Origin of the sequence: Luteimonas sp. S4-F44 (assembly GCF_022637415.1) — a bacterium.
Classification (GTDB): domain Bacteria; phylum Pseudomonadota; class Gammaproteobacteria; order Xanthomonadales; family Xanthomonadaceae; genus Luteimonas.
This window is the reverse complement of the sequence record NZ_CP093340.1, coordinates 3075002-3099357: the sequence shown is the minus strand read 5'-3', so window position 1 is coordinate 3099357 and position 24356 is coordinate 3075002. Positions and strand designations below refer to the sequence as shown.

Annotated in this window: 11 protein-coding genes; 3 read left to right on the top strand and 8 right to left on the bottom strand. The window is 69.1% G+C overall.

From position 1 onward, the window contains the following. Nucleotides 1-16: 16 nt before the first annotated feature. Both MNO14_RS13995 and MNO14_RS13990 read right to left on the bottom strand, forming a co-directional pair. Complete coding sequence (locus MNO14_RS13995) at nt 17-400, bottom strand: GtrA family protein (protein WP_241944306.1); 384 nt, start codon at nt 398-400, stop codon at nt 17-19. Between the two features lie 7 nt (nt 401-407). Further along, nucleotides 408-2420, bottom strand: coding sequence for a hypothetical protein (locus MNO14_RS13990; RefSeq protein ID WP_241944305.1), 2013 nt, complete (start codon nt 2418-2420; stop codon nt 408-410). Between the two features lie 60 nt (nt 2421-2480). Between MNO14_RS13990 and glmU the strand changes: the two genes are divergently transcribed. From glmU to MNO14_RS13975, 3 genes are all read left to right on the top strand, one after another. After that, nucleotides 2481-3851, top strand: a complete 1371-nt coding sequence (gene glmU, locus MNO14_RS13985; RefSeq protein ID WP_241944304.1) for a bifunctional UDP-N-acetylglucosamine diphosphorylase/glucosamine-1-phosphate N-acetyltransferase GlmU — start codon at nt 2481-2483, stop codon at nt 3849-3851. A gap of 489 nt (nt 3852-4340) precedes the next feature. Further along, nucleotides 4341-12545: an Ig-like domain-containing protein gene (locus MNO14_RS13980; RefSeq protein ID WP_241944303.1), complete on the top strand. Its 8205-nt coding sequence runs from the start codon at nt 4341-4343 to the stop codon at nt 12543-12545. 14 nt (nt 12546-12559) lie between these two features. Further along, complete coding sequence (locus MNO14_RS13975) at nt 12560-16246, top strand: hypothetical protein (protein ID WP_241944302.1); 3687 nt, start codon at nt 12560-12562, stop codon at nt 16244-16246. Between the two features lie 213 nt (nt 16247-16459). Here MNO14_RS13975 and MNO14_RS13970 read toward each other — a convergent pair whose 3' ends face one another. From MNO14_RS13970 to MNO14_RS13945, 6 genes are all read right to left on the bottom strand, one after another. After that, entirely contained in the window at nt 16460-17764 is a 1305-nt protein-coding gene (locus MNO14_RS13970) for a HAMP domain-containing sensor histidine kinase (protein WP_241944301.1), read from the bottom strand. Next, nucleotides 17764-19098, bottom strand: coding sequence for a sigma-54 dependent transcriptional regulator (locus MNO14_RS13965; protein ID WP_241944300.1), 1335 nt, complete (start codon nt 19096-19098; stop codon nt 17764-17766). Before MNO14_RS13965 ends, MNO14_RS13970 begins: the two co-directional genes overlap by 1 nt. A gap of 93 nt (nt 19099-19191) precedes the next feature. Next, nucleotides 19192-20448, bottom strand: a complete 1257-nt coding sequence (locus MNO14_RS13960; RefSeq protein WP_241944299.1) for an FtsX-like permease family protein — start codon at nt 20446-20448, stop codon at nt 19192-19194. 11 nt (nt 20449-20459) lie between these two features. Next, a complete protein-coding gene (locus tag MNO14_RS13955; RefSeq protein WP_241944298.1) occupies nt 20460-21788 on the bottom strand; it encodes an ABC transporter permease in 1329 nt (442 codons plus the stop codon). 19 nt (nt 21789-21807) lie between these two features. Beyond that, nucleotides 21808-23031, bottom strand: coding sequence for an FtsX-like permease family protein (locus tag MNO14_RS13950; protein WP_241944297.1), 1224 nt, complete (start codon nt 23029-23031; stop codon nt 21808-21810). A gap of 26 nt (nt 23032-23057) precedes the next feature. Continuing rightward, on the bottom strand, nt 23058-24356 hold the full coding sequence (locus tag MNO14_RS13945) for an ABC transporter permease (protein WP_241944296.1): 1299 nt from the start codon (nt 24354-24356) through the stop codon (nt 23058-23060).

Below are 24356 nucleotides of genomic sequence, written 5' to 3'. Positions count from 1 at the left end.
GGGGCGCAGCGCGCAGCTAGCGCTTGTACACCCACTGCCGCGAGACCACGAAGCCGAGTGCGCCCAGCGCGATCTCGACCAGCGGCTTGGCGAGCCATGCCCAGTGCCGGCCGAGGTAGTCGTCGATGTGGCCGATCGCCCAGGTGCTGAGTACCGTCATCAGTGCCCACATCACCAAGAAGCGCAGCAACTGCGTCCGGTTGGGGCCACGGCCATCCGCGCCGAATGTGAAGCGCCCGTTCAACCAGAACCCCATCAAGGCGCCGCAGATCCGGCCGACCACGTTGGCCTGGCGGACCGGCAGTCCGGCGTGGCTGAGTGCGACCATCACCGCCCAGTCGAGCAGCCACTGCAAGCCGCCGATCAGCAGGTAGCTGCCGCCCTGTCGCTTCAATCCCATCGCACGGTCACGCCTGCCCGCGCCGCCATAGCGCGATGCCGTTGAGGCTGCGGACACGGACCGCGCCGCTCGCGGCCAGGCCGGCGCGCAATGCCGGCGACGCGTCGGCCTCGGTGACCAGAATCCAGCGCGCCTCGGTGTCGGAGAGCACTCGGCGCCACGCGTCGCCGGACGGATCGGCGTCGGCAGCCAGCCGCGCGGCAGCAAGTGTCGGTGCGTGCAGCGACATCAGCCGTCCGCGACCGGCGAGTTCGGCGATGTAGCCGCGCTGGGGATCGGTGGCCAGCACGATGCCATCGTCGTCAGGGAGCTCGGCAATCAGGGTCCGCTCGGCGACGTAGTGCGGCAGCACCGCCGAGGCGTCGCCCGGTGCGCGCAGGGTGCGCTTGAGTGCGGCGCTGTGGTGGGTCCATCCCGCGTTCGCTTGGAACGCGAGGTTCAGCGCGCACAGCGCAACGATGCCCCAACGCCAAGCCCGGTCGCCGACCTGGGCACGACTGCCGGGCAGGCAGGCGACGATCAGCAGCGCGATGCCCGGATAGGCATAGCGCGCGTACTGCATCGGCAGCAATGGCAGCAAGGCGACGCAGGCGACCGCGAGCGCGAACCCGCGTGTGGCACGCCGTCCAAGCGCGAGCAGCCAGCCACCGGCCAATCCGATCAGCAGAAAGCCGGCGCCGCCATCCCAGGCTTCGACATAACGGCTGCTGGCGAAGGTGAGCTGCCAGGGCAGGTCGAGGCCCAGCCCCGCGTGCCAGCGGTCGTCGCCCATGTTCTCGGGGGGATGGAATGGCGATTGAAACACCGAATTGAACAGCGGCAGCACCGGGTTGCCGGTGTGCCACCAGGCGTTGGCGTAACTCGAGCCGGCGACCAACAGACCGGCAGCGAGCGCCATCGCCCAGCGTCGTGCGTGCGCGCGCGGCCACCCACGCATGCCGGCCCATGCCAGCAGCGGCAAAGCCGAGAGCGCATGGATTGGCTTGAGCGCAGCGAGGGCTGCCAGCAGCAGCGCAGCCGCCATCAGCCGCGGTCCGTCGTTTTCGCGATGGGCGAGCACGGTGCCCAACCCGAACAGCACCGCCATCGCCGGCAGCTCGGTCTGCATGCCGGCGGTCAGCCAGACCAGGGGCGGGAAGCTCGCGAACAGCGCGATCGCCGCGTTGCGCTCCAACGGCGTTGCCCCCAGTGCCCGCGCGCAGCCGCCCAGCGCCAAGGCCGCGGCGATCAGCCAGAACGCGTTGAGCGCGCCGCGCGCTTCCTGGCCGGCGATCGACCATGCGATCCCCTGGCCGATATCGCCCAGCCACGGCGCGAACGCCCAGACGCCATGCTGGGGTGCGGCCTGGTAACGCGCGTGCAAGGCCAACTGCGCGGGCAGGTTGAGATGGTAGGTGAGGTCGTCCATCTGCATCGTCGGCAACCAGGCGCCGGTCGAGGCCAGGCCCAGCAGCATCACGCCCCACGCCAGGGCGCGAGGGTGCTCGGCTGCGGCCTCACGCCACGCACCTGCAGATGCGCGCAATTCGGCGACGAGCGCCTTACGGCCGAGTGCGACGAGCACCACCAGCACGACCAACCACACCGGCGTGCGGTGCATCGGCAGCGGGAGCAGCCAGCCCGCGGCGCCGGCGATGGCTGCATAACCGAGGATGGCCGCGATGGCCGCACGTGCTGGAAGCCGCGCAGGCACCCAGCGCAGCCCGGTCGCCATCGCCGCGAGCGCCAGCAGTGCGACGGCAAACACCGGCCGGGGGCCGGCGAACAGCAGCAATGCAGCGCTCCAGATCGCGATCAAGGCCGATGCCCAGTGCCAGCGCAGCCAGCGCACGGCCGGCCACGCCAGCGCGGCGGCCGTCAGCGCCAGTCCCAGCGCGAGCGCGAAGCGTTCCCAGGGGGCCTGCGCCCACAGCCCGTGGGTCGTGATACCGATCACCACGAGGACGGGGCCGGCGGCCCAAACCAGGGCCGCCCAACGTTGCGGCGCACCCGCGGTCGTGGGGGCTCGGGAATGGAACATCGCAGGTCCTGGAGGCACGGGCGTCGATTATCATCGAACCCCCGCCAGGTTTCGAACGCCATGACCGCTCCGCTGCACGTCGTCATCCTCGCCGCAGGCGAGGGCAAGCGCATGAAGTCCTCGCTGCCCAAGGTGCTGCAGAAGATCGCTGGCCGGCCGATGCTCTGGCACGTGATCGCCGCGGCGCGCGAACTTGAGCCTGCGGGCATCCACGTTGTGTACGGCCACCGCGGTGAGCAGGTGCGGGCGGCGTTCGCCGATCGGACCGACCTGCAGTGGGCCGAGCAGCGCGAGCAGCTGGGCACCGGGCATGCGGTCCGCCAGGCGATGGACGCGGTGCCCGACGGGGCCCAGGTGCTCGTGCTCTACGGTGACGTGCCGCTGCTGCGCGCGCAGACCCTGCGCCGGTTGGTGGCGGTCGAGGGCCGTCTGGCGGTGTTGGCCGCCGAACTCGAGGACCCGACCGGTTACGGCCGCATCGTGCGCGATCCCGAGGGCCATGTCGGTGCGATCGTCGAGCACAAGGATGCCGATGAGGCGCAGCGCCGGATCAGCCTGGTCAACACCGGCATCCTCGCGGCCGAGGCGACCGCGCTCAAGTCCTGGCTCGCGCGGCTGTCGTCGGACAATGCGCAGGGCGAGTACTACCTCACCGATGTGTTCGCGATGGCCGCTGACGAGTACAGCGCCGCGCAGATCGTCATGGTCGACGATCCGCTCGAGGCTGAAGGCGCCAACGACCCTTGGCAGCTGTCCCAGCTCGAGCGCGCATGGCAGCTGCGCGCGGTACGGGCGCTGTGCCTGCAGGGCGCCCGGTTCGCCGATCCCGCCCGCGTGGACATCCGCGGCGAGGTGATCGTTGCGCCCGACGTCGAAATCGACGTCGACGTGGTGTTCGAGGGCCGCGTCGAACTGGGCGAGGGCGTGCGCATCGGGCCCTTCTGCCGGCTGCGCGACGTGGGCCTGGGCGAAGGCACCGAGATCCGCGCGCATTGCGACCTGGAGGGCGTGCGCGCAGAAGGCGCGGTGACGATCGGCCCGTTCGCACGGCTCCGACCGGGCACCGTGCTTGCCGACGGCGTGCATGTGGGCAACTTCGTCGAGACCAAGAACGCGACCCTCGGCGTCGGCAGCAAGGCCAACCATCTGACCTACCTGGGCGATGCCGAGGTCGGGGCCGGCAGCAACATCGGCGCCGGCACCATCACCTGCAACTACGACGGTGTGAACAAGTTCAAGACCGTCATCGGCGACCGGGCGTTCATCGGCTCCAACGCCGCACTGGTCGCGCCGGTGCGCATCGGTCATGACGCCACCACCGCCGCGGGCTCGGTGATCACCGCCGACGTGCCCGACGGCAAGCTCGCCGTTGCGCGGGCCAGGCAAAGCCTGGTCGAAGGCTGGAAGCGCCCGGTCAAGCGCCCTCGCTGATCCGGTCTACGGCTGCCGCACTGCGCGGCGGCCCCTTGCCGGCGCGTCATCGAGGCCGCCATGCGCAGGTGCTGTAACGGCCTTGCGATCGACAGTGTCCCGCGCTGCAGCTCGGTTGATCGGGAGCCGCACCGGGGCGCTGTGCGCCCCCTACTCAGCAATGTGAGTTTTCCGTGAAATAAACGGTGAGCAAGCGTGCGTGTATCTCCGCGCGCCTTGCCGTCTAATGCCGCCCGTTGTCCAGGGGCGCGCCGCGTGCGGCGCCAATCAACCGAGCGATCAGCCGCCGACATCGCGGCGGAAGGCCTGCGCCTTCCGTTCGTGCATGTCGGCGCATGAGCGCGCGCCTGCCAACGACGAGACCGCGGGGTGCGGTCGCGGACCGAACGAAGAGCGAAGGGGCAGGGCATGAGCCAGCAAGATGGGCAGACGAACAACCGGGTCGTGGCGGGACTCCGCCGCGTGGTGACGGGGCGGGCACGATGGCTGATGGCCATCTGCGTCCTGCTGCTCGCGCACGGCGTGGCACAGGCGCAGCTCAATGAGCGGCACAGCTTCAACGCGCGCGGCGACGTCGAGATGATCGGCAATGCGCTGTTGACCTGCGCCAGCTGCGACCAGTCCAACTCCGGCCTCAACAACGGCTCGTCGATGGCGATGCGGTTCGTGAACATCGAGGGCAACCGGTTGCCCGCCGGTGTGCCGCAGAACTCATCGACCGCGACCCTGAGCCTGCCCAGCGGGGCGCGCGTGCTTTCGGCCGGCCTCTACTGGGGCGGCCGATCGACCGAGAACAACGCGGCCCGCGGCACGCTGCAGTTCCGGACTCCGAGCGGCAGCTACCAGGCGATCAGTGCCAGCGATCTCAACACCTTCCCCAGCCAAGGCGACGCGGGCAGCCGCCCCTATTCGGCCTATCGCGATGTCACCGCGCTGGTCGCGGCCGCGGGCGCGGGCACTTACGCCGCCGGCGGACTGACCTCCGACGTGAGCGGCAACAACAACGGCGGCGGTCTGGGCAACTATGGCGGTTGGGCATTGATCGTGCTCTACGAGCACGACAGCAAGCCCTATCGGCGGCTGATGGTGTTCGACGGCGATGCCGGCTACGTCAATGGCACCAACCCGCAGTCGGTCACGGTCACTGGTTTGTTGACGCCGCAAAACGGCGAGTTCACCGCCTACATGGGCGCGCTCGTGTGGGAAGGCGACGGCGGCATCACCGGCGACCAGTTCCGGCTCAGCGGCGCGGACGTGCTCAACCCCGGCGCGCTCAGCGATGCGCAGAGTCCCGCCAACAATTTCTGGAACAGCGGCATCAGCCGTCTGGGCGAGCGTTTCACTGCCAAGAATCCCGACTACGTCAACCAGTTCGCAGTTGATCTGAAGCTGGTCGACATCTCCAACACGGCTGCCAATTCCGGCCGCCCGCGTCTGCGCAACGGTGCCACCGGCGCGACGCTGGAGTTCACCAGCAGCCAGGATGCGTACTTCCCGCATGCGCTGGTCTTCGCGACCGACATCTTCTTCCCCGACCTCGTTACGTCGCTGACCAAGCAGGCGCGCCGCGTGCCCTCGGGCGAGGTGCTCGGGCCGAGCAGCGAAGTCCGCCAGGGCGAAGAGGTCGAGTACATCGTCTCGTTCACCAACAACGGCCAGGACGGCGCCACCAATGTGGTCGTCACCGATCCGATCCCGTCCAACACCACCTATGTGCCGGGTTCGTTGCGGGTGCTCACCAACGCGGCCGACGCAGCGACCGGCAGCATGTCCGATGCGGTGGGCGACGACATTGCCGAGTTCGACACCGCCAACAACCGCGTGGTGTTCCGGATCGGCAGCGGTGCCACCGGCTCGGTTGGTGGCATGGTTTTGCCGACCCAGTCGGCACAGATGTCGTTCCGCGTGCGCGTCGATGCCGCGGCGCCGACCGGCGAGCCCATCCGCAACGTCGTCTCGGTGCGTCACAACGCCCAGACCGTGCCCTTGCCGCAGGATGTCGAGGGCGAGGCGGACGCCAATGTGATCGGTCCGGTCGTCCCGGCGGCCGAGGAGATCGGGTTCTGCCCGGTCGATGGCGGCTTCTTCAACATCGTCAACGGCGTCGGCATCTACCAGTACACGCCGGGATCGGCAGCCGACACCCGTGTCGCCGGGCTGGACTTCGCGGTCACCGGTGACCTCAACGGGCTGATGGTCGATCCGACCGGACGGACCCGTCTGCTGTTCCACCAGGGGTCGGGCGGCGTCGTCTGGGCCTACGACCCGACGCATCCGACCAGCCCCGGCTGGTACCGCACCGGCGCGACGATCAACGCCAATCTGCCGCGTGCGGGCATGACCCAGACCGGCGTGGGCTATCTGATCACGGCCGCGACCCGCGCAGGCGCTGGGGCGACGGCGCAGATGTACCGTATCGAGCGCGACGGCGACTACGGCTATCGGCTCGCTGGGCAGAGTACGCTGACCTACGACGTGGCGCCGAGCGACTTCGGTTCGGGCGACATCGCGTTCGATGACCAGGGCGTGGGCTGGCTGGTGGCTGGCAACGACCTGTATCGCGTCGATGTCGACAAGGGCACCGCGACCCGCCAGCAGACCTTCACCGGCGCACCGTCGGGGGTGAACTACGCAGGCGCGGCGTTCGGTGCAGACGGCTTGCTCTACGTGGTCGTCAACACCACCGGCGCGTATTACGCGATGGATTTGACCAACGGCACGATGTCGCAAGTCGGCGCATCGGCCAGCGGGGCGGGCCGCGACCTCGCGTCGTGCAGCTTCCCGACCATCGCCCCGGCGCAGTTGCAGGTCACCAAGACGCTGGCCTCGATCACCCGCGACGGCCAGCCCGTGGCTGCGGGCGAATCGGCCGCACCGGGCGACCTGCTGGGCTATGCGATCGAGGTCCGCCACGTCGGCGGCACCCAGGCCGCGACCGTGTTCGCGGGCGACGTCGTCGAAACCGTGCCGGCCAACACCCTGCATGGCGCGACGGCGGACGACTTCACCTGCACCGGCGCCAACTGCGTCAACACCCAGTCGCGCAATGTGCTGGCCGGTCAGAGCACCGTGTTCTCGTTCGTGGTCCAGATTGATGTCGGCACCCCCGCCACGGTCAACCAGATCGTCAACGCGGTCACGGTCAATGGCATCGACTGTGCGGCGACCGGCAACGACTGCGACGAAACCACGCTGATCGCGGTCGAGCCGGCGGTCACTTCGTCCAAGGCACTGACGGCGGTCAATGGTGCGGCGCCGGCCGGCCCGGTGGCCGTTGGCGATGTGCTGACCTACACCGTGACGGTCACCAACAGTGGCAACGTCACGCTGCCCACGGTGACGGTGGCCGACGCGCGCATCACGCCCGACAACATCACCTGTGCACCGCTGACGGTGGGCAATACCTGCACCCTGGTGGGCACCTACACGGTGACCCAGGCCGATGCGGACGCAGGCACGATCCGCAATACCGCGACGGTCACCACGCCCGACACGCCTGCGGTCTGTCCGGCCGGTTCGACCGACGCCGTCTGTCAGCCGTCGATCGAGATTCCCACCGAGACGCCGGACCCGTCGCTGACGGTCGTCAAGACCGCGAGCACGCCGAGCGGCAACACCGCGGGCAGCACCATTGCGTATTCGTTCCTGGTGACCAACACCGGCAACGTGACGATTGCCAACATCGCGATCGACGATGACAAGCTCGACGCTGCGGCCGTGTGCCCGGTGACGACGCTGGCCCCGGGTGCGAGCACGACCTGCACCGGCACGCACACGATCACGCAGGCGGAAGTCGATGCCGGCGAAGTGCTCAACACCGCGACCGCGACCGGCACGACGCCGGGCGGCGGCACGACGACGAGCCCGCCGGACGAAGAGGATGTGACGCTCGAGACCACGCCGTCGCTGACGGTGGTCAAGACCGCGAGCACGCCGAGCGGCAACACCGCCGGCAGCACCATTGCGTATTCGTTCCTGGTGACCAACACCGGCAACGTGACGATCGGCAATATCGCGATCGACGACGACAAGCTCGACGCCGCGGCCGTGTGTCCGGTGACGACGCTGGCGCCGGGTGCGAGCACGACCTGCACCGGCACGCATACGATCACGCAGGCGGAAGTCGATGCCGGCAAAGTGCTCAACACCGCGACCGCGACCGGCACGACGCCGGGCGGCGGCCCGACGACGAGCCCGCCGGACGAAGAGGATGTGACGCTCGAGACCACGCCGTCGCTGACGGTGGTCAAGACCGCGAGCACGCCGAGCGGCAACACCGCCGGCAGCACCATTGCGTATTCGTTCCTGGTGACCAACACCGGCAACGTGACGATTGCCAACATCGCGATCGACGATGACAAGCTTGACGCTGCGGCCGTGTGCCCGGTGACGACGCTGGCACCGGGTGCGAGCACGACCTGCACCGGCACGCACACGATCACGCAGGCGGAAGTCGATGCCGGCAAAGTGCTCAACACCGCGACCGCGACCGGCACGACGCCGGGCGGCGGCACGACGACGAGCCCGCCGGACGAGGAAGACGTCACCATCGAGCGCAACCCCGGCATGGCGACCAACAAGGCGCTGGCCGGCAACGCCGACGAGGATGGCAGCGGCACCGTCACCCTCGGCGACACGCTGACCTACACCATCACCGCGACCAATACCGGCACGGTGAGCCTGGGCAATGTGGAGGTGCGGGACGACCGCATCACGCCGTCGAGCCTGGTCTGCGCCAGCCTGGCCCCCGGTGCGAGCTGCGTGCTGACGGGCACCTACGTGGTGACCCAGGCCGACGTGAATGCCGGCCAAGTGGTCAACACCGCCGTCATTACCACCGATGAGCCGTCGGTTTGCCCGGCCGGCGATACCTCCGCCGCCTGTCAGCCGTCGGTCACCATCGACGTGACGCCGTACGAGATCGTGGCCAACGACGACCGCTATGGCCCGGTCAACGGCGCCACCGGCAACCCGTCGGTCGGCACCATCCTGGACAACGACACGCTCAATGGCGTGCCGGCAACGCCGGACACGGTGACGATCACGCTCGGCACGCTGCCCACGGGCATCGTGGTGGATCCGTCGACGGGTGTGGTCGGTGTCACGCCGGGCACGCCGGCGGGCAGCTACACCTTCGAATACACGATCTGTGAGGTCCTCAACCCCGACAACTGCGACACCGCGACGGTGACGGTGGAAGTCGAGGCGGCCGAGATCGTGGCCAACGACGACAGCTATGGCCCGGTCAACGGCGCCACGGGTGATCCGTCGGTCGGCAACCTGCTGGACAACGACACGCTCAACGGCGTGCCGGCGACCATCGACACGGTGACGATCACGGTCGGCGAGCTGCGTGTGGGCGTCGTGGTGGATCCGTCGACGGGTGTGGTCGGCGTCGCGCCGGGCACGCCGGCGGGCAGCCACACCTTCGAATACACGATCTGCGAAGTGCTCAATCCGTCCAACTGCGACACCGCGACGGTGACGGTGGAAGTCGAGGCGGCCGAGATCGTGGCCAACGACGACAACTACGGCCCGGTCAACGGCGCCACCGGCAACCCGTCGGTCGGCAACATCCTGGACAACGACACGCTCAATGGCGTGCCGGCGACCCCGGACACGGTGACGATCACGGTCGGCACGTTGCCCACGGGCATCGTGGTGGATCCGTCGACGGGTGTGGTCGGCGTCGCGCCGGGCACCCCGGCGGGCACCTACACCTTCGAATACACGATCTGTGAGGTCCTCAACCCCGACAACTGCGACACCGCGACGGTGACGGTGGAAGTCGAGGCGGCCGAGATCGTGGCCAACGACGACAGCTATGGCCCGGTCAACGGCGCCACCGGCGATCCGTCGGTCGGCAACGTGCTGGACAACGACACGCTCAACGGCGTGCCGGCGACCATCGACACGGTGACGATCACGGTCGGCACGTTGCCCACGGGCATCGTGGTGGATCCGTCGACGGGTGTGGTTGGCGTCGCGCCGGGCACCCCAGCAGGCAGCTACACGTTCGACTACACGATCTGCGAAGTGCTCAATCCGTCCAACTGCGACACCGCGACGGTGACCGTGGTGGTCGAGGCGGCCGAGATCGTGGCCAACGACGACAGCTATGGCCCGGTCAACGGCGCCACGGGTGATCCGTCGGTCGGCAACCTGCTGGACAACGACACGCTCAACGGCGTGCCGGCGACCATCGACACGGTGACGATCACGGTCGGCACGCTGCCCACGGGCATCGTGGTGGATCCGTCGACGGGTGTGGTCGGTGTTGCGCCGGGCAGCCCGGCAGGCAGCTACACCTTCGAGTACACGATCTGTGAGGTGCTCAATCCCGAGAACTGCGATACCGCCAGCGTCACGGTGGTGATCGAGGCGCCGGAGATCACGGCGGCCGACGACAGCACGACGACCGACCAGAACACGCCGGTCACGATCCCGGTGCTCGACAACGACACCCTCAACGGTGTGCCGGTCGATGCCGACGACGTCACGGTCGTGGAGCTCACGCCGCCTGCGAACGGCAGCATCGTGATCCAGCCCGACGGGACGGTGGTCTACACGCCCAACCCCGGTTTCTCGGGCGACGACAGCTTCGAGTACCGGATCTGCGAGATCACCAACCCGGAGAACTGTGCGACGGCGACGGTGACGGTCATGGTGCGTCCGAACATCGTCGAGGCGATCGATGACGATGCCGGGACCGCGGAGCCGGGCGTGCCGACGCCGGTGGTGGTGGTCGACAACGACACCAGCACGGGGGCGCCGCTCGATCCGGGCTCGGTGACCATCCTGACCCCGTCGCAGCACGGCCAGGTGAGCTGCGCCAACGGCACCTGCAGCTACACGCCGGCGTTTGGCTACAACGGTGAGGACAGCTTCGTCTACCGCGTCTGCGACACCTCCTATCCGGCGCCGGTGTGCGACACCGCGACGGTGACGGTGAAGGTCCAGGGCGAGGCCCCGCTGCGCGTCACCAAGTCGGTGGCCGTGCGCGAGGTCAAGGTCGGCGATCTGGTGCGCTACACGCTGACGGTGGAGAACGTGAGCAACGCGATGGTGACCGGGGCGCATGTCCTCGATACGCCGCCGCAGGGCTTCAGCTACGTCGACGGTTCGCTGTCGAGTGGCGACGGCCGGGCGCTGGCGGTGTCGGGCCACAACCCGATCCGCATCTCCAGCCTCGACCTCGCGCCGGGCGACACCATGAGCATCAGCTACCTGCTGCGTGTGGGCGCAGGCATCCGTGCCGGGTCCCACATCAACCAGGCCGTGGCGCAGAGCGAGAGCGGCGTGCCGCTGTCGAACATCGCCACCGCCCAGGTCGGGACCGCGTTCGATCCGCTGCTCGACGACAGCCTGGTGTTCGGCACGGTGTTCGACGATCGCAATGGCGATGGCTGGCAGGCGAGTGCGGTGCTGACCAATGTGCGGGTGCAGGGCGGGTTCGCGCCGGAGGTCTATGTTGCCGGCTCGACCACGATCGACCGCGGCGACGGGCCGCAGCCGGTCGCCGACGCCAGCGCGCCGCTGCTGCACGGGATGGCGCTGGGCACGATCACGGGCCGGCAGTCGGTCGGTGATCCGATCGAGGCGCACCAGGTGGTCATTCGTCAGCGTCTGCGCTCGGCGACGTTCGCCGGGGACTTCATGCTCACCAGCGCCCAGGGCGTGACGGTGCGCATGGCAGCCGACGGCAGCACGCAGGTGGAACGCGAGGGCGAGGCGGCCAAGGGCCTGTCCGCGGCCGAGCCGACCGTCACGCGACGTGTGATGCAAGAGGCCGATGGCCTGGTGGTCGAGTACGTGATCGCCAACAGCGGGATCGATGAGCGCGGCATCCCGGGCGTGCGGATTGCATCGGTGGAAGGTCTGCTGATCGAGACCGACCAGTACGGCCGCTATCACCTGGTGGACGTGTCGGGCGGCAACGCGATGCACGGACGCAACTTCATCCTGAAGGTGGATCCGTCCACGCTGCCGCCGGGCACCGAGTTCACGACCGCCAATCCGCTGGTGCGGCGTGTGACGCCGGGTCTGCCGGTGCGCTTCGACTTCGGCGTCAAGTTGCCGGTGATCGAACTGCAGGGAGGCCGCGAGGCGGTGGAGCTGGAACTGGGCGAAGTGTTCTTCGCCCGGGACAGCAGCGAGCTGCGCGAGGCGTATCTGCCGGCGATCGAGGCGATGGCCGGGCAGATCGACCGCTACCGCGGCGGCCGGGTGATCGTCACCGGTGAGGGCGAGCATGAAGCGCTCGCCTTCGCCCGGGCGGCGGTGGTCCGCGACGCACTGCAGTCGCGGGTCGCACCGGACGCGGCGGCCGCGCTGACCGTCGAACTGCGAACGCGGGTCGACGACCCGCACGCGATGGTGGCCGGCGTCGGTAACGGCGGTGTGTTGCTGGGCACCGTGTTGTTCGACACCGACAAGTCGGCCATCCGACCGGAGTTCGAAGCGCTGCTCGACGCAGTCGCCCAACGCCTCGAAGCGCTGGGTGGCGGGACGGTCGGCATCGTGGGCCATACCGACGTGCGCGGTTCGCACGCCTACAACGTCGACCTGGGCCTGCGCCGCGCGCAGTCGGTGTTCGATGCGCTCTCGGGACGTCTGAGCCCGCAGGTCCGGGCCAAGACCCGGGTGGAAGCAAGCAGGGATCCGGCCGCTCCTGTCGGGGAGGCGCGGAAGTGAAAGGGGACCGGATCATGAAGAGGAAGCTGCTAGACGCAGCGCTGCTGGCCGCGCTGGCCGGCATGGCATCGACGACCGCGGCGGCGCAGAGCGCCCCCGCGGCGCCGACCGCCGAGGACGGCGCCGCGGGCGCCGCGACCATGGACTGCGACGCCGACGGCTGCCGCAGCGACGGCGACCTGCTGTTCCGGCTGCGCACGCGCAGCTACGACCAGCCGGTCACCCACGGCACCAGCGAGGCGTCCTCGTCTCAGGCGCTGCAGCCCGATCGACGCGTCAGCGTCGCGCTGGAACAGCCCGGTCGCGCGACCGCGGTGGGCCAGTTCTCGATGCAGTTGCCCGGTGGCGGTGCCATCTGGGCGACCGAGGACCCCAATCTCGGCCAGCCGGAGCTGTCGGTGTCGGCACCGACGATGGTGCCGTTCGAGGATGGCCGCATCGTCAAGCCGGTGCGCTTCTTCGCGCGCAGCAACTACATCGACTTCGTCGAGCGGCTGGAGCTGACGCTTTACCGCGCCGCCGATGCCGATCTGATCGAGCCGATCGCGCAGTTCGAACTGCCGCGTTCGGCGGTCGCCGACGCCGAGTGGGACGGCACGCTGCCCGCAGGCCGCCAGTACCGGACTGGCGACGAGCTGGTGTACGTGCTGCGCGCCTATGACGCGACCGGCAACTTCGACGAGACCTTCGTCCAGCGCCTGCAACTGGTGACGCCGGCCGAAGCCGAACGCGGCGCGCAGATCCTGCGCCAGAGCACCGAGCGCGGTCTGGGCATGTCGCTGGGCGCCGATCAGGCGGCCGCGCAGGCGCTGGTCGACAACGTGTTTTCGGGCAACGGCCTGCGCCAGCAGAACATCCCGGTCTACGGCTCGCGCGTGCGCATCACCGGCCGCAATCTGCCCGAAGGACAGACGCTGCTGATCAACGGCGAGAACTACCCAGTCGATCTGGAACGCAAGTTCGTCGCCGAGTATCTGATGCCGGTCGGCCAGCACCGCTTCGACATCGGGCTGCGCGGCCGCGATGGCGAAGTGTCGGAGCATGCGCTCGACGTCGACGTCAGCGGACGCTACTTCTTCGGCGTTGGCATCGCCGACGTCACCGTCTACCAGAACAAGGCCAGCGGCCCCGGTCGTGAAATGGCGATGGCCGGCCGCGAGGACGACATCCTCAGCGACGGGCGCCTGGCGTTCTACGGCAAGGGGAAGATCGGCGGCAAGTATCTGATCACCGCCCAGGCCGACACCCAGAACCGGCCGCTGAGCGATCTGTTCGACGGCTTCACCTCGGCCGACCCGCAGGACGTCTTCCGGCGCGTCGATCCCGATCTGTACTACCCGACCTACGGCGACGACTCGACGACCTATCGCGACGTCGACACCATGGGCCGGTTCTACGTGCGCATGGACTGGGACAAGAACCAGGCACTGTGGGGCAATTTCTCGACCGGCTTCACCGGCACCGAGTACGGGCAGTACCAGCGTGCGCTCTACGGCGCCGCGCTGGCCTGGCGCTCGCGCATGGCTAATGCCTGGGGCGATCCGGGGACCGAGCTGCGTGCGTTCGTGTCCGAGGCGCAGACCGCGCCGGGTCACAGCGAGTTCTCCGGCACCGGCGGCAGCCTGTACTACCTGCGCCACACCGACGTGCTGCCGGGCTCGGAGCAGGTCGTGGTCGAGGTCCGCGATCCGACCACCGGCCGTGTCGAGGCACGGACCGTGCTGCTGCGCGGCGCCGACTACGAGATCAACGAGTTGCAGGGCCGCATCATGCTGACCCGTCCGCTCTCGCAGGTCAGCCGCGAAAATCTGCCCACGATCATCCGCGACCAGCCACTCGACGGGTTCGATGTACGCATGCTCGTCGACTACGAGTGGGTGCCCAGCGGCTTCGACCCCGACGAGCTCACCGCCGGCCTGCGCGGCAAGCACTGGTTCGGCAATCACGTCGGCGTCGGTGCGACCTGGGTCGATGAAAGCCGGGCGGGCGAAGACTACACGCTGATGTCGGCCGACCTGACGCTGCAGGCCGGCAAGGGCACCTACCTCAAGATCGAGCACAGCCGCACCGAGGCGACCAGCGCCCCGGTGTTCTTCTCCAACAACGGCGGTGACTCGTTCATCCAACTCAACCCGACAGGTCCGAGAGAGGGTGACGCCACCGCGGTCGAAGCCCGTGCGAACTTCCGCGAGCTCGGTTGGACCAACAGCGACTGGAGCACCGGTGCGTGGTGGCGTCGCGTGGATGCCGGCTTCTCGGTTGCGCGCTTCGACATCGGGGCCGATGTCGAAGAGTACGGCGCCGAGGTGCTGGGCGAGTTCGGTCGCGACGTCGGCTTTTACGCGCGCTACAGCCGTGCCGAGCGCGGCGCCGAGACCCTGACCCAGGCCCAGGCGGTCACCGAGTGGCGCTTGTCGGACGTCAACGCGCTTGCCGCCGAGATCCGCCGCGTCGAAGAAGGCCGCCTTGGCGGCGATGCGACCGGTGTGCTCGGTGCGCTGCGCTACACGCACCGTTTCGGCACCGCGCTGGATGTCTACGGCACCGCGCAGCTGACGCTAGACGACGACGGCGGCTACGCCGACAACGATGCCTACACCCTGGGTGGCCGCTACAACTTCGCCAACCTGTCGAGCGTGGGCGCCGAAGTCACGACCGGCGATCGCGGCGACGCGGCGCAGATCAACGGCGAGTACCGTCTGACCCCGCAACACAGCTTCTACGGCGCGTATACCTACTCGACCGATACCACCGAGTACGACCCGTTGTTCAACCGTTCGCAGCAGAACGGCTGGACGCTGGGCCAGCGCTGGCGGCTGTCGAACCAGGTCAACCTGTTCAACGAAAGCCAGTTCCTCAAGTCCCGCTATGAGTCCGGCCTGGCGCATACCTACGGCATGGATTTCTACCCGGCGATCGGCTGGAACCTCGGCCTGACGTTGTCGGACGGCGATCTGACCAACCGTGATGGCGGTCAGATCGACCGGCGCGCGATCAGCGTGTCGGGCGGGCGGACCTCGTCGAGGACGGACTGGCAGAGCAAGATCGAGTGGCGCGAGGACAGCGGTGTGGAGCGGCGGACCCAGTGGGTCACGACCAACCGTGTGCAGCATCGCCTCAACGAAAGCTGGCGCGTGGCCGCCCGCTTCAACTACGCCGATACCCAGGACGACCTGAACCCGGCGGCGAGCGCGAAGTTCATCGAGAGCAATCTCGGCTTCGCCTACCGCCCCTGGGACAGCTCGCGCTGGGGTCTGTTCGGCCGCTACACCTACCTGTACGACCTGGCGACGCTGGGTCAGATCGGCGGTGCGCAGGTCGACCAGAAGTCGCAGGTGCTGTCGCTCGAAGGCGTCTACCGTCTCGACGACCACTGGGAAGTGGCCGGCAAGCTGGCGCGGCGCGAGGGCGAGGCACGGTACGGTCGCGGCACCGGCGCGTGGTTCGACTCGGCCACGACGTTCGCGGCCACCCAGGTGCGCTACGAGCTGCTGCAACGTTGGCACGCACTGGCCGAGTACCGCTGGCTCGACGTCGACGATGGCGGCACGCGTCAGGGCTGGATGGTCGGTGTGGACCGCGATATCGGTCGCAACTTCCGCATCGGTGTGGGTTACAACTTCACCGACTTCAGCGACGACCTCACCGACTTCGACTACGACCACCGCGGCGTCTACATCAACTTCGTCGGCAGCTACTGAGCCGATAGCGACCGGCGCACGACGCGCCGGTCGCCCTTGCAGGCCGGCGCGTGGTTGCACGCGCCGGCCTTCGTTCTTTCTTCAGGGTCGAAGCGGCCCGCGCCGAGCGAACGTACGGGTCATGCGCAGCCACCTGTCTGCGCCGCCTCGGGTACCGCGCCCAGCGCTCGATTGTCCTGCCGGGCCCATTGCCCGGACGCCTGGCTGCTTGCGTCAGGCCGGCAGTTGCAGGCTCACCCGCAGCCCGCCGCCGTCGCGGTTCTGCAGGGCGATCCGTCCGCCGTGGGCTTCGGCGATCTCGCGTGCCAGCGCCAGCCCAAGGCCGGTGCCGTTGCGCTTGGTCGAGTAGAACGGCAGCAGCGCATTGGCGAGCACCGCCTCGTTCATGCCGTCGCCGCGATCGAGGACATCGATGCGCCAGCTGTCGGGCAGCCGTCGCAGCCGCAGCCGCACCTGGTCGGCCGGCGAGCCGGATTCGTGCGCGTTGCGCAGCAGGTTGATCAGGCATTGCGCCATCTGCGCGACGTCGATGCGGACCTGGCCGCCGTCGTCGCCGTCGAGGGTGAACGGCACCTGGTCGCGCAGGCGCGCGAGGAATGTGTGCCAGGGGACGGCTTCGGTCCGCGGTGTCGGCAATTTCGCAAAACGCGCGTAGTCGCGGATGAATCCTTCGAGGTGGCGCGCGCGCTCCTCGATGGTCGCCAGGGCGTCGGGCAGGCGCTCGAGCTGGCCGCGCCGCAGCAATTCGGCGCCCGAGTGCGCGAGCGAGGCGATCGGCGCCAGCGAGTTGTTGAGCTCATGGCTGATGACGCGGATCACCTTCTTCCAGGTCTGCACTTCCTGCCGGCGCAACTCCGTGGTCAGCCTGCGCAGCAGCACCAGGTCGTGGCGCCGGCCGTTGAGTCGGAACGAGCGACGCGACAGGTGGTAGATGTCCTCCTGATCTTCCTCGCCGACGCTCAACAGGCCGTCGCCGCCGCGTCGCAATGCCTCGCGCAGCGCCGGGGGCGCTTGCGCTGCCAGCGTCTCGAAGCCCTGGCCTTCCAGACGGCGCCCGTCGCCGAGCAACTGGCGTGCGGCGACATTGCCGAGCACCACGCGCTGCTGCGGATCGAACAGCACCATCGCCACCGGCGTGTTCTGCACCATCGTGTCGAGCAGCAGTTCGCGTTGCACCAGCGCATGTCGTTGCTCGCGCAGCACATCGCCGAGCCGGTTGTGCGCGGCCACCAGTTCGCCGAGTTCGCCGCCGCCGTCCCAACGGATGCCGAAGCCGTAGTCGCCATCGCGATAGGACGTGACCGCGCCGGCCAGCGCGCGGAACAGCGCACGGACCGGGCCGAGCATCCGCTGCGCCGCCCACAGCAGGCCGGGCAGGCACAGCGCGGCGGCTGCGAGCACCGCCGACCAGGCGGGCAGCCAGCGCGTGAGCCAGGCGGCCAGCAGCGCGACGGCGATCGCGAACAGCGACGCCAGGGCGCCCAGACGGATCGTCAGCGGCAGCTGGCGCGCGGGCATCAGTCGCGCCGCAGACCCAGACGGTCCATGCGCCGGTACAGCGCCTGGCGCGAGAGCCCGAGGTCGGTGGCGGCCTGGGCCAGCACCCCGCCGGCACGCGCCAGCGCGGCCTCGATCGCCATGCGGTCGGGCTCCGGCGCAGCTTGCGCCGGCATCGCGGCTGGCGGCAGGCCCAGCGCGTCGGCGGCGATCGCCGCCTCCTGCGACAGCAGCGCGGCGCGCTGGACCGCATTGCGCAACTCGCGCACGTTGCCCGGCCAGCGGTGTGCGAGCAGGGCGCGCTCGGCGGTACGCGACAGCGACCGGCCGGCCGGCAAGAAGTGCCGGGCCAGCGGCAGGATGTCGTCCGGGCGATCGGCCAGTGCCGGCACCTTGAGTTCGATCGCGTTGAGCCGGTAGTAGAGGTCCTCGCGGAAGCGGCCGTCGGCGATCGCGGCAGGCAGATCGGCATTGGTCGCGCTGACCACGCGCACGCGCACCTGGCGTTCGCGGTTGGAGCCCAGCCGCTCGAAGCGTCCGGTCTCGAGCACGCGCAGCAGCTTCATCTGCCCGGCTAACGGCAGGTTGCCGATCTCGTCGAGGAACAGCGTGCCGCCATCGGCAGCCTCGAACTTGCCCTCGCGCGCCCGGTTGGCGCCGGTGTAGGCACCGGCATCGGCGCCGAACAACTCGGCCTCGATCAGGTCGGCCGGCAGCGCGCCGCAGTTGAGCGCGACGAACGGACCGTCGCGGACCGCGGAGTTGGCGTGGATGATCTCGGCGATCTTCTCCTTGCCCGCGCCATTGGGCCCGGTGACCAGCACCGGCAGCTCGGAGCGCGCGACCTGTACCGCCAGGTTGAGCACGCGTTCGCTCGCGGCGTCGTCGAAGACCGTGCCGCGCAGGTCGTAGGCATCTTCGAGCGCGTGGCGGTCACGCTGCTCGCGGCTGCGTCGGCGCTCGAGTTCGCGCCGGCTGGCCGACAGCTCCAGCAGATTGGCGACCGTCGCCATCAGCTTGTGGTCGTCCCAGGGCTTGGCCAGGTAGTCTGCCGCGCCGGCCTTCACGAGCCCGACCGCCGACTCGAGATGCGTCCACGCGGTCAGCAGCACCACCGGCAACTCGGGATGGCGCGCGTGGATCGCCTCGAACAGCGCTGCGCCCTCGTCTCCGGACGTGGTGTCGGCGCGGAAGTTCATGTCCTGGATCACCAGGTCGACCGGTTCGCGTTCGAGTGCGGAAAGGCCGGCCTCGGGCGAGTCGGCATACACCGTGTCGATGTCGTGCAGCGAGAACAGCACGTCGAGCGCGGTGGCGACCGCGGGGTTGTCGTCGATGATCAGGACGGTGGGCATGGGGGAGCGCTGGAGCCTGTTCGCAAGGGATGCGTCCGGGGAGCCATTCTGGCACCGCCCGGCGTGGTGGAGGTCGGTTCGGTGTCGACTGCTTCACGCACTGCGCGTGGCGACTGCCGGCGGCACCGCCGCCGCGCGCCGCGCCGGGCCGAGGACGGCGAGCTGGCCCAGCAGCCACAGCAGCGCCGCGCTGATTGGCAGGTAGGCCAGCGGCAGACGCGCCATCGCATAGTGCTGCATCAGCCATTGGTTGATCGCGTACGCGGCGAGCATGCCCGGGACCAGGCCGGCCGCGACGATGAGTGCGTTCTCGGCCAGGAACTGTCGCAGCACATCGCCGCGGGTTGCGCCGAGCGCGCGGCGAATGCCGATCTGGCGGATCCGTTGCTCGATCCAGTAGCCGGTCAGGCTGGCGATGCCGATCAGCGTGATCAGCGTGACGACCAGGCAGACGGTGCCCAGCAGCCACACTGCCGCGCGCCGGGTCTTGAACGCATCCGAGCGCTGGGACTCGTAGTCGACGATGATCGGTGCGATGCCGGTCATCAGCTGCGGGCCGTCCTGGCGCGCGAAGACCGCCTGGATTTCGGCCCGCACCGCCTCGCGCGCGTCCGGTTCGGTGCGGACCGCAAACGCCAGAATCGGCAGGTCCTCGAAGACCCGGTTGGGAATCAGCATCGAGTACTCGGCCTGGCCATCGTCGAGCTCGGAGAGCTGGTAGCGCAGCAGGCGGCGGACGGTGCCGACAACGACATAGCGCGGTTCGCCGGCATCGCTGAGCACGCCGCCGATCGCGTCGCCGTCGGGGAACAGCGTGCGTGCCAGCGCCTCGGTCAGGATCGCCGGCACGATGCCGCGGCGCGCGTCGTCGCCGAACAGGCTGCCATCGCGGGCGTAGTCGCCATCCTCGAAGTCGCGGCCACGCACCAGCTCCAACCCGAGCGCCGGCACCAGCCCCTCACCGGCGAACCCGGTCGCAGTGACGCTGACCTCGGCCGGGCTGTCGAGCGTGAGAGTGAAGGTCATCGTCTGGCGCATCGGGATGCCGAGGGTCGGCGCCACCGCACGCACGCCCGGAATCGTCTGCAGCGCCTGTTTCACCGACTGCACCTCCGCAGTGGTCCAGCGCCCCTGTGCCTGGACCAGCTGGTCGACCAGCAGCAACTGCCCGCGCACGATGCCGTCGGGAATCAGCATCGGGCCCACCTGGCGCTGCAGCAGGAACAGCGCATTGGTCAGGATCGCGCAGGCCAGCGCGATCTGCGCGATGACCAGCACTGGCATCAGCCGCTGCCGCTGCAACACAGAGAGAATCGGCCGCAGGGGCGGGAGGGTGGTCAATCGGATCATCGAAGGCTCCATCAAAGGCTCTTGACCTGCAGCGCGGGTTCGATCCGCGCCGCGCGCCAGGCGGGCAGCAGCCCGACCAGCAGGCCGACCGCGACGGCGAGGCTGAGCAGTCCGGCGTACAGCCCCGGGTGCAGCACGGCCTGTTCGGTATAGCCACGGTCCTGCAGGCGCACGACCCACAGCCCGAACAGGGTCAGCGGCAGGGCCAGCAGGCCACCGGCCAGGCCCGCCGCCCCGGCTTCGACCAGACACTGGACCACGACCGTCCGGCGGCTCGCGCCCAGCACCCGGCGCACGCCCAATTCACCGCCGCGGCGCAGGAAACGTGCAGCCAGCAATCCCGCGACGTTGACCATGCACAGGCTGAGCAGGCCGAGCGACAGCCAGAGGTTCAATCGCACGCTGTCGGGCACCACGCGGTTGGCCGTCAGCCACGCCCGCACGCTGTACAGCTGCGCCTGCGGTGGGCGCTCGAACGCGCCGGTGTCGTGGCGTTGCCGGGCATACCGCTCGAGCGCGGCGCGGAAACCATCGACCGCCTGCGGTGTCGGCAACTCGGCCCAGAGTTGCAGAAAGCGGCAGGCGCCGAGATCGAGCTCGTTGAAGCGGAAGCCCCCAGCCCCACCGCGATCGCAGTCCTGCGCGCTGATCGGGGTCACGCCGATTGCGAGCGCGCTGTCCAGCGGCAGGAACGCGCGGATCGCCAGCGCCTCGCCCCAGCCCGAATCCGATTCCTGCAGCGCATAGAACCCCGGTTGCGGATTCCACTCGGCACTGATGCCCACGACCCGAACCTGCCCCTGGCCGACGCGGAGCAGTTGGCCGGTGCCATCGGCGCGACCGAACAGCCGCAGGCTGGTGCGTGCGTCGATGATCGCGACCGGGGCGCGATCGCGCGCTTCCTGTTCGGTCCAACTGCGGCCATGCAGCAGCGGCACTCCGAACATCGAGGGCAGGGGGCCGGTCGCGAGCAATGCACGCACCGATTCGCGTCGTGCGTCCTCGCCTTCCAGGGTCAGCGAGGTCGGCACCAGTGCGGTCTGCCGGATGTCGGGTTGGGCATCGGCGATGGCCTGGACGTCGGCCAGCTTCAACAGCCGCGGCGGGGCGCCGACATCGTCGGCCGCCCGTGCGCCCGCAGCCGGTGCCTGGCGCGAATCGACCCAACCCAGGTACAGGTGCTGGCTCAGACCCGGCAAGGGGTCGGCCGAGAGCATCGACAGCAAGGTCAGCATCGTCATCGTGGCCGCCAGTCCCATCGCCAGGGTCGCGACCGCCAGCCCCATTGTGCGTGGATGTCGCAACAGGCCACGCATTCCCAACTCGAACGCATACCGCATGCCCTTCCTCCTCAACGTGTCAGGTGCTGCGCGTGGCGACCGCCGGCGGCACCGAGGCGGCGCGCCGCGCCGGCCAGTACACCGCGATCTGTCCGAGCACCCACAACACCAGCGCGCCGGCCGGCAGATACATCAGCGGCAGCCGGCCCAACTCGTAGCGCGCCATCAGCAACTGGTTGAGGCCGTAGGCCAGCAGCATCCCGAGCGCGATGCCCATGGTCGCCAGCAGGAAGTTTTCCACTTGGAAGTAGCGCAGGATCTGGCCACGGGTCGCGCCGAGTGCACGACGGATTCCGATCTGCTTGGCACGCTGCTGCACCCAGAAGCTGGCCAGGCCGATGATGCCCAGCGCCGTGACCACCAGCAGGGCGATGCACACCACGACCAGCAGCGCCGCCATCGCGCGGTCCTGCCGGTAGTACTGTTCACGCAGCTCGCTGATGAGGTCCTTGTTGACCGTCACCCGGTTGGGATCGATCCGCTTGAGTGCGGCCTCGGCCGCCTCCAGCACCTCGCGGCGCTGCGCGGGATCGGTCCGGATCAGGTAGTTGAGATTAGGCGAGGCCACGCGGACCGGCAGCAGCATCGTCGCATCGCCAGGCCCGGATCGATCGTTCGGGCGCGCCAGCGTCTCGACGACGCCCACGATCGGCATCGGCGCGCTGCCCCAGCTGTAGATGTGCTTGCCCACCGCGTCCTCGCCGGGGAACAGCGCCTGCGCCATCGCACGGTTGACGATGACCGCGGGCACCTTCGCGTCCTCGCCGCCGGCGTCGATGCGCGCCATGTCCACGTACTCCTCGGCATTGAAGCCGCGGCCGGCGATCAGGCGCAGGCCAAGCGTGTCGAGCAGGTCCTCGCTACCCAGGTACGGCGAGGCGACCAGCGTGTTATTGACCTGGTCGTCGCTGAGCTGCACGCCGCTGGTCGAACTGCTGTTGCCATAGGGAATCTGGGTGGAGGCCGCCACGTGCAGGACCCCAGGTACTGCGCGCAGCGCCGCCAGATCGCGCGCGACATAGGCATTGAGATCGAGTGTCTCGTCCAGGCTGACGCGTGGCATCTGCAGGCGGACAAGTTCGTTCTCCACCGCACCGCTGGGACGGGCCATGCGGTCGATGCGACGGTCGATCAGATAGATGGCGTTGCAGATGATCGCGCAGGCGAGCGCGATCTCCATCACGATCAGGGCGGCCGCGGTCTTGTGGCGGCGCAGGGTGGAGAAGATAGGGCGGATGTCCATGCGGGTGTCCGTCGGTTGGGCCGGGGTCAGTTGGATTTGAGCTGGATCGCGGGCATGACCTGGGTCGCCCGCCAGGCGGGCAGCAGGCCGGCCAGCAGGGTCGCGACGATCGACAGCACGAACGTGGTCAGCAGCATGGTCGGGTCGAGCCGGGCGAGCTCGGCGTAGGCGCTCGGCGCTTGGCGCACGGCCCACAGGCCGCAGAGCGCGACCGCGAGCCCGGCGATGCCGCCGGCGACCCCGATCGTGCCGGCCTCGACCAGGAACTGCGCGAAGATCGCCTTGCGCGAGGCGCCCAGCGAACGCCGGACGCCGATCTCCGACGCGCGGCGCAGGCTCTTGGCCAGCAGCAGGCCCACCGTGTTGACCAGGCACACCAGCAGGAAGCCGAACGCCAGCCAGACCTGCAGGCGCACGTCGCCGGGCACGATCCGGGCGTAGTCGAGATGCGCGCGCACATCGCGCAGGCGCACGTTCGCCGGCCGCACGAAGCGCCCGGCCTGGCGTTGCTGTTCGGAGTACGCGAGGAGATAGTCGCGATACGCCGCGGCATCGCCCGGCGAATCGAGCTCCACCCAGTACTGCAGCCAGGCGCACGGTGCGTTGCGGGCGTTGGAATCGATGCCGCTCGAATCGCCCCAGCAGCTCATGCTGCCCATGCGCGAGAGCTTGGCATCCATCGCGGCCGAGAACGGCACGAACACCGATTCCAGCGGCTCGAACCCGTCCAGATTGAGGTCCCAGAACCGCGGCGTCGGTCGCCACGGGGCCAGCACGCCGATGACCTGGAACGCGTTGCCGTCGATGCGCAGTGTCTTGCCGGTGCTGTCGCCGCCGCCGAACACCTTCTGGTTGGTCTCGGCCGAGATCACCGCCACGCGCGCAGCATCGGCATCGTCCTGTGCGCTCCAGCCGCGTCCGAACGCCAGCGGCGCGTCGAACATCGGAAAGAACTCGCCGGTGGTGTAGCGCGCGTCGGTGAAGTACGGCGATGCGCCTTCGGGCTCCAGCGCCACGAAGCCGCCGCTCATGAAGGCCTGGCGCTTGCCCCGGGCCTCGTGCAGCAGCGTCTCGGAGTCGAAACGGGTCATATTGCGCGACGGCTCGCCGCCGGCCGTGTAGCCGGTCATCGGTTCGGGATCGAGCTGGACATGGAACAGCCGGTCGCTCTTGGCCGGGATGGGGTCGCCCGACAGCACGTGGAACACGGTCAGCGTGGTCATGCTCGCGCCGATACCCAACGCGATCGCCAGCACCATCAGCGCGGTCAACATGCGATTGCGCCGGAAGCTGCGCACCGCGAGATTGCAGTAGTAACCAAACAT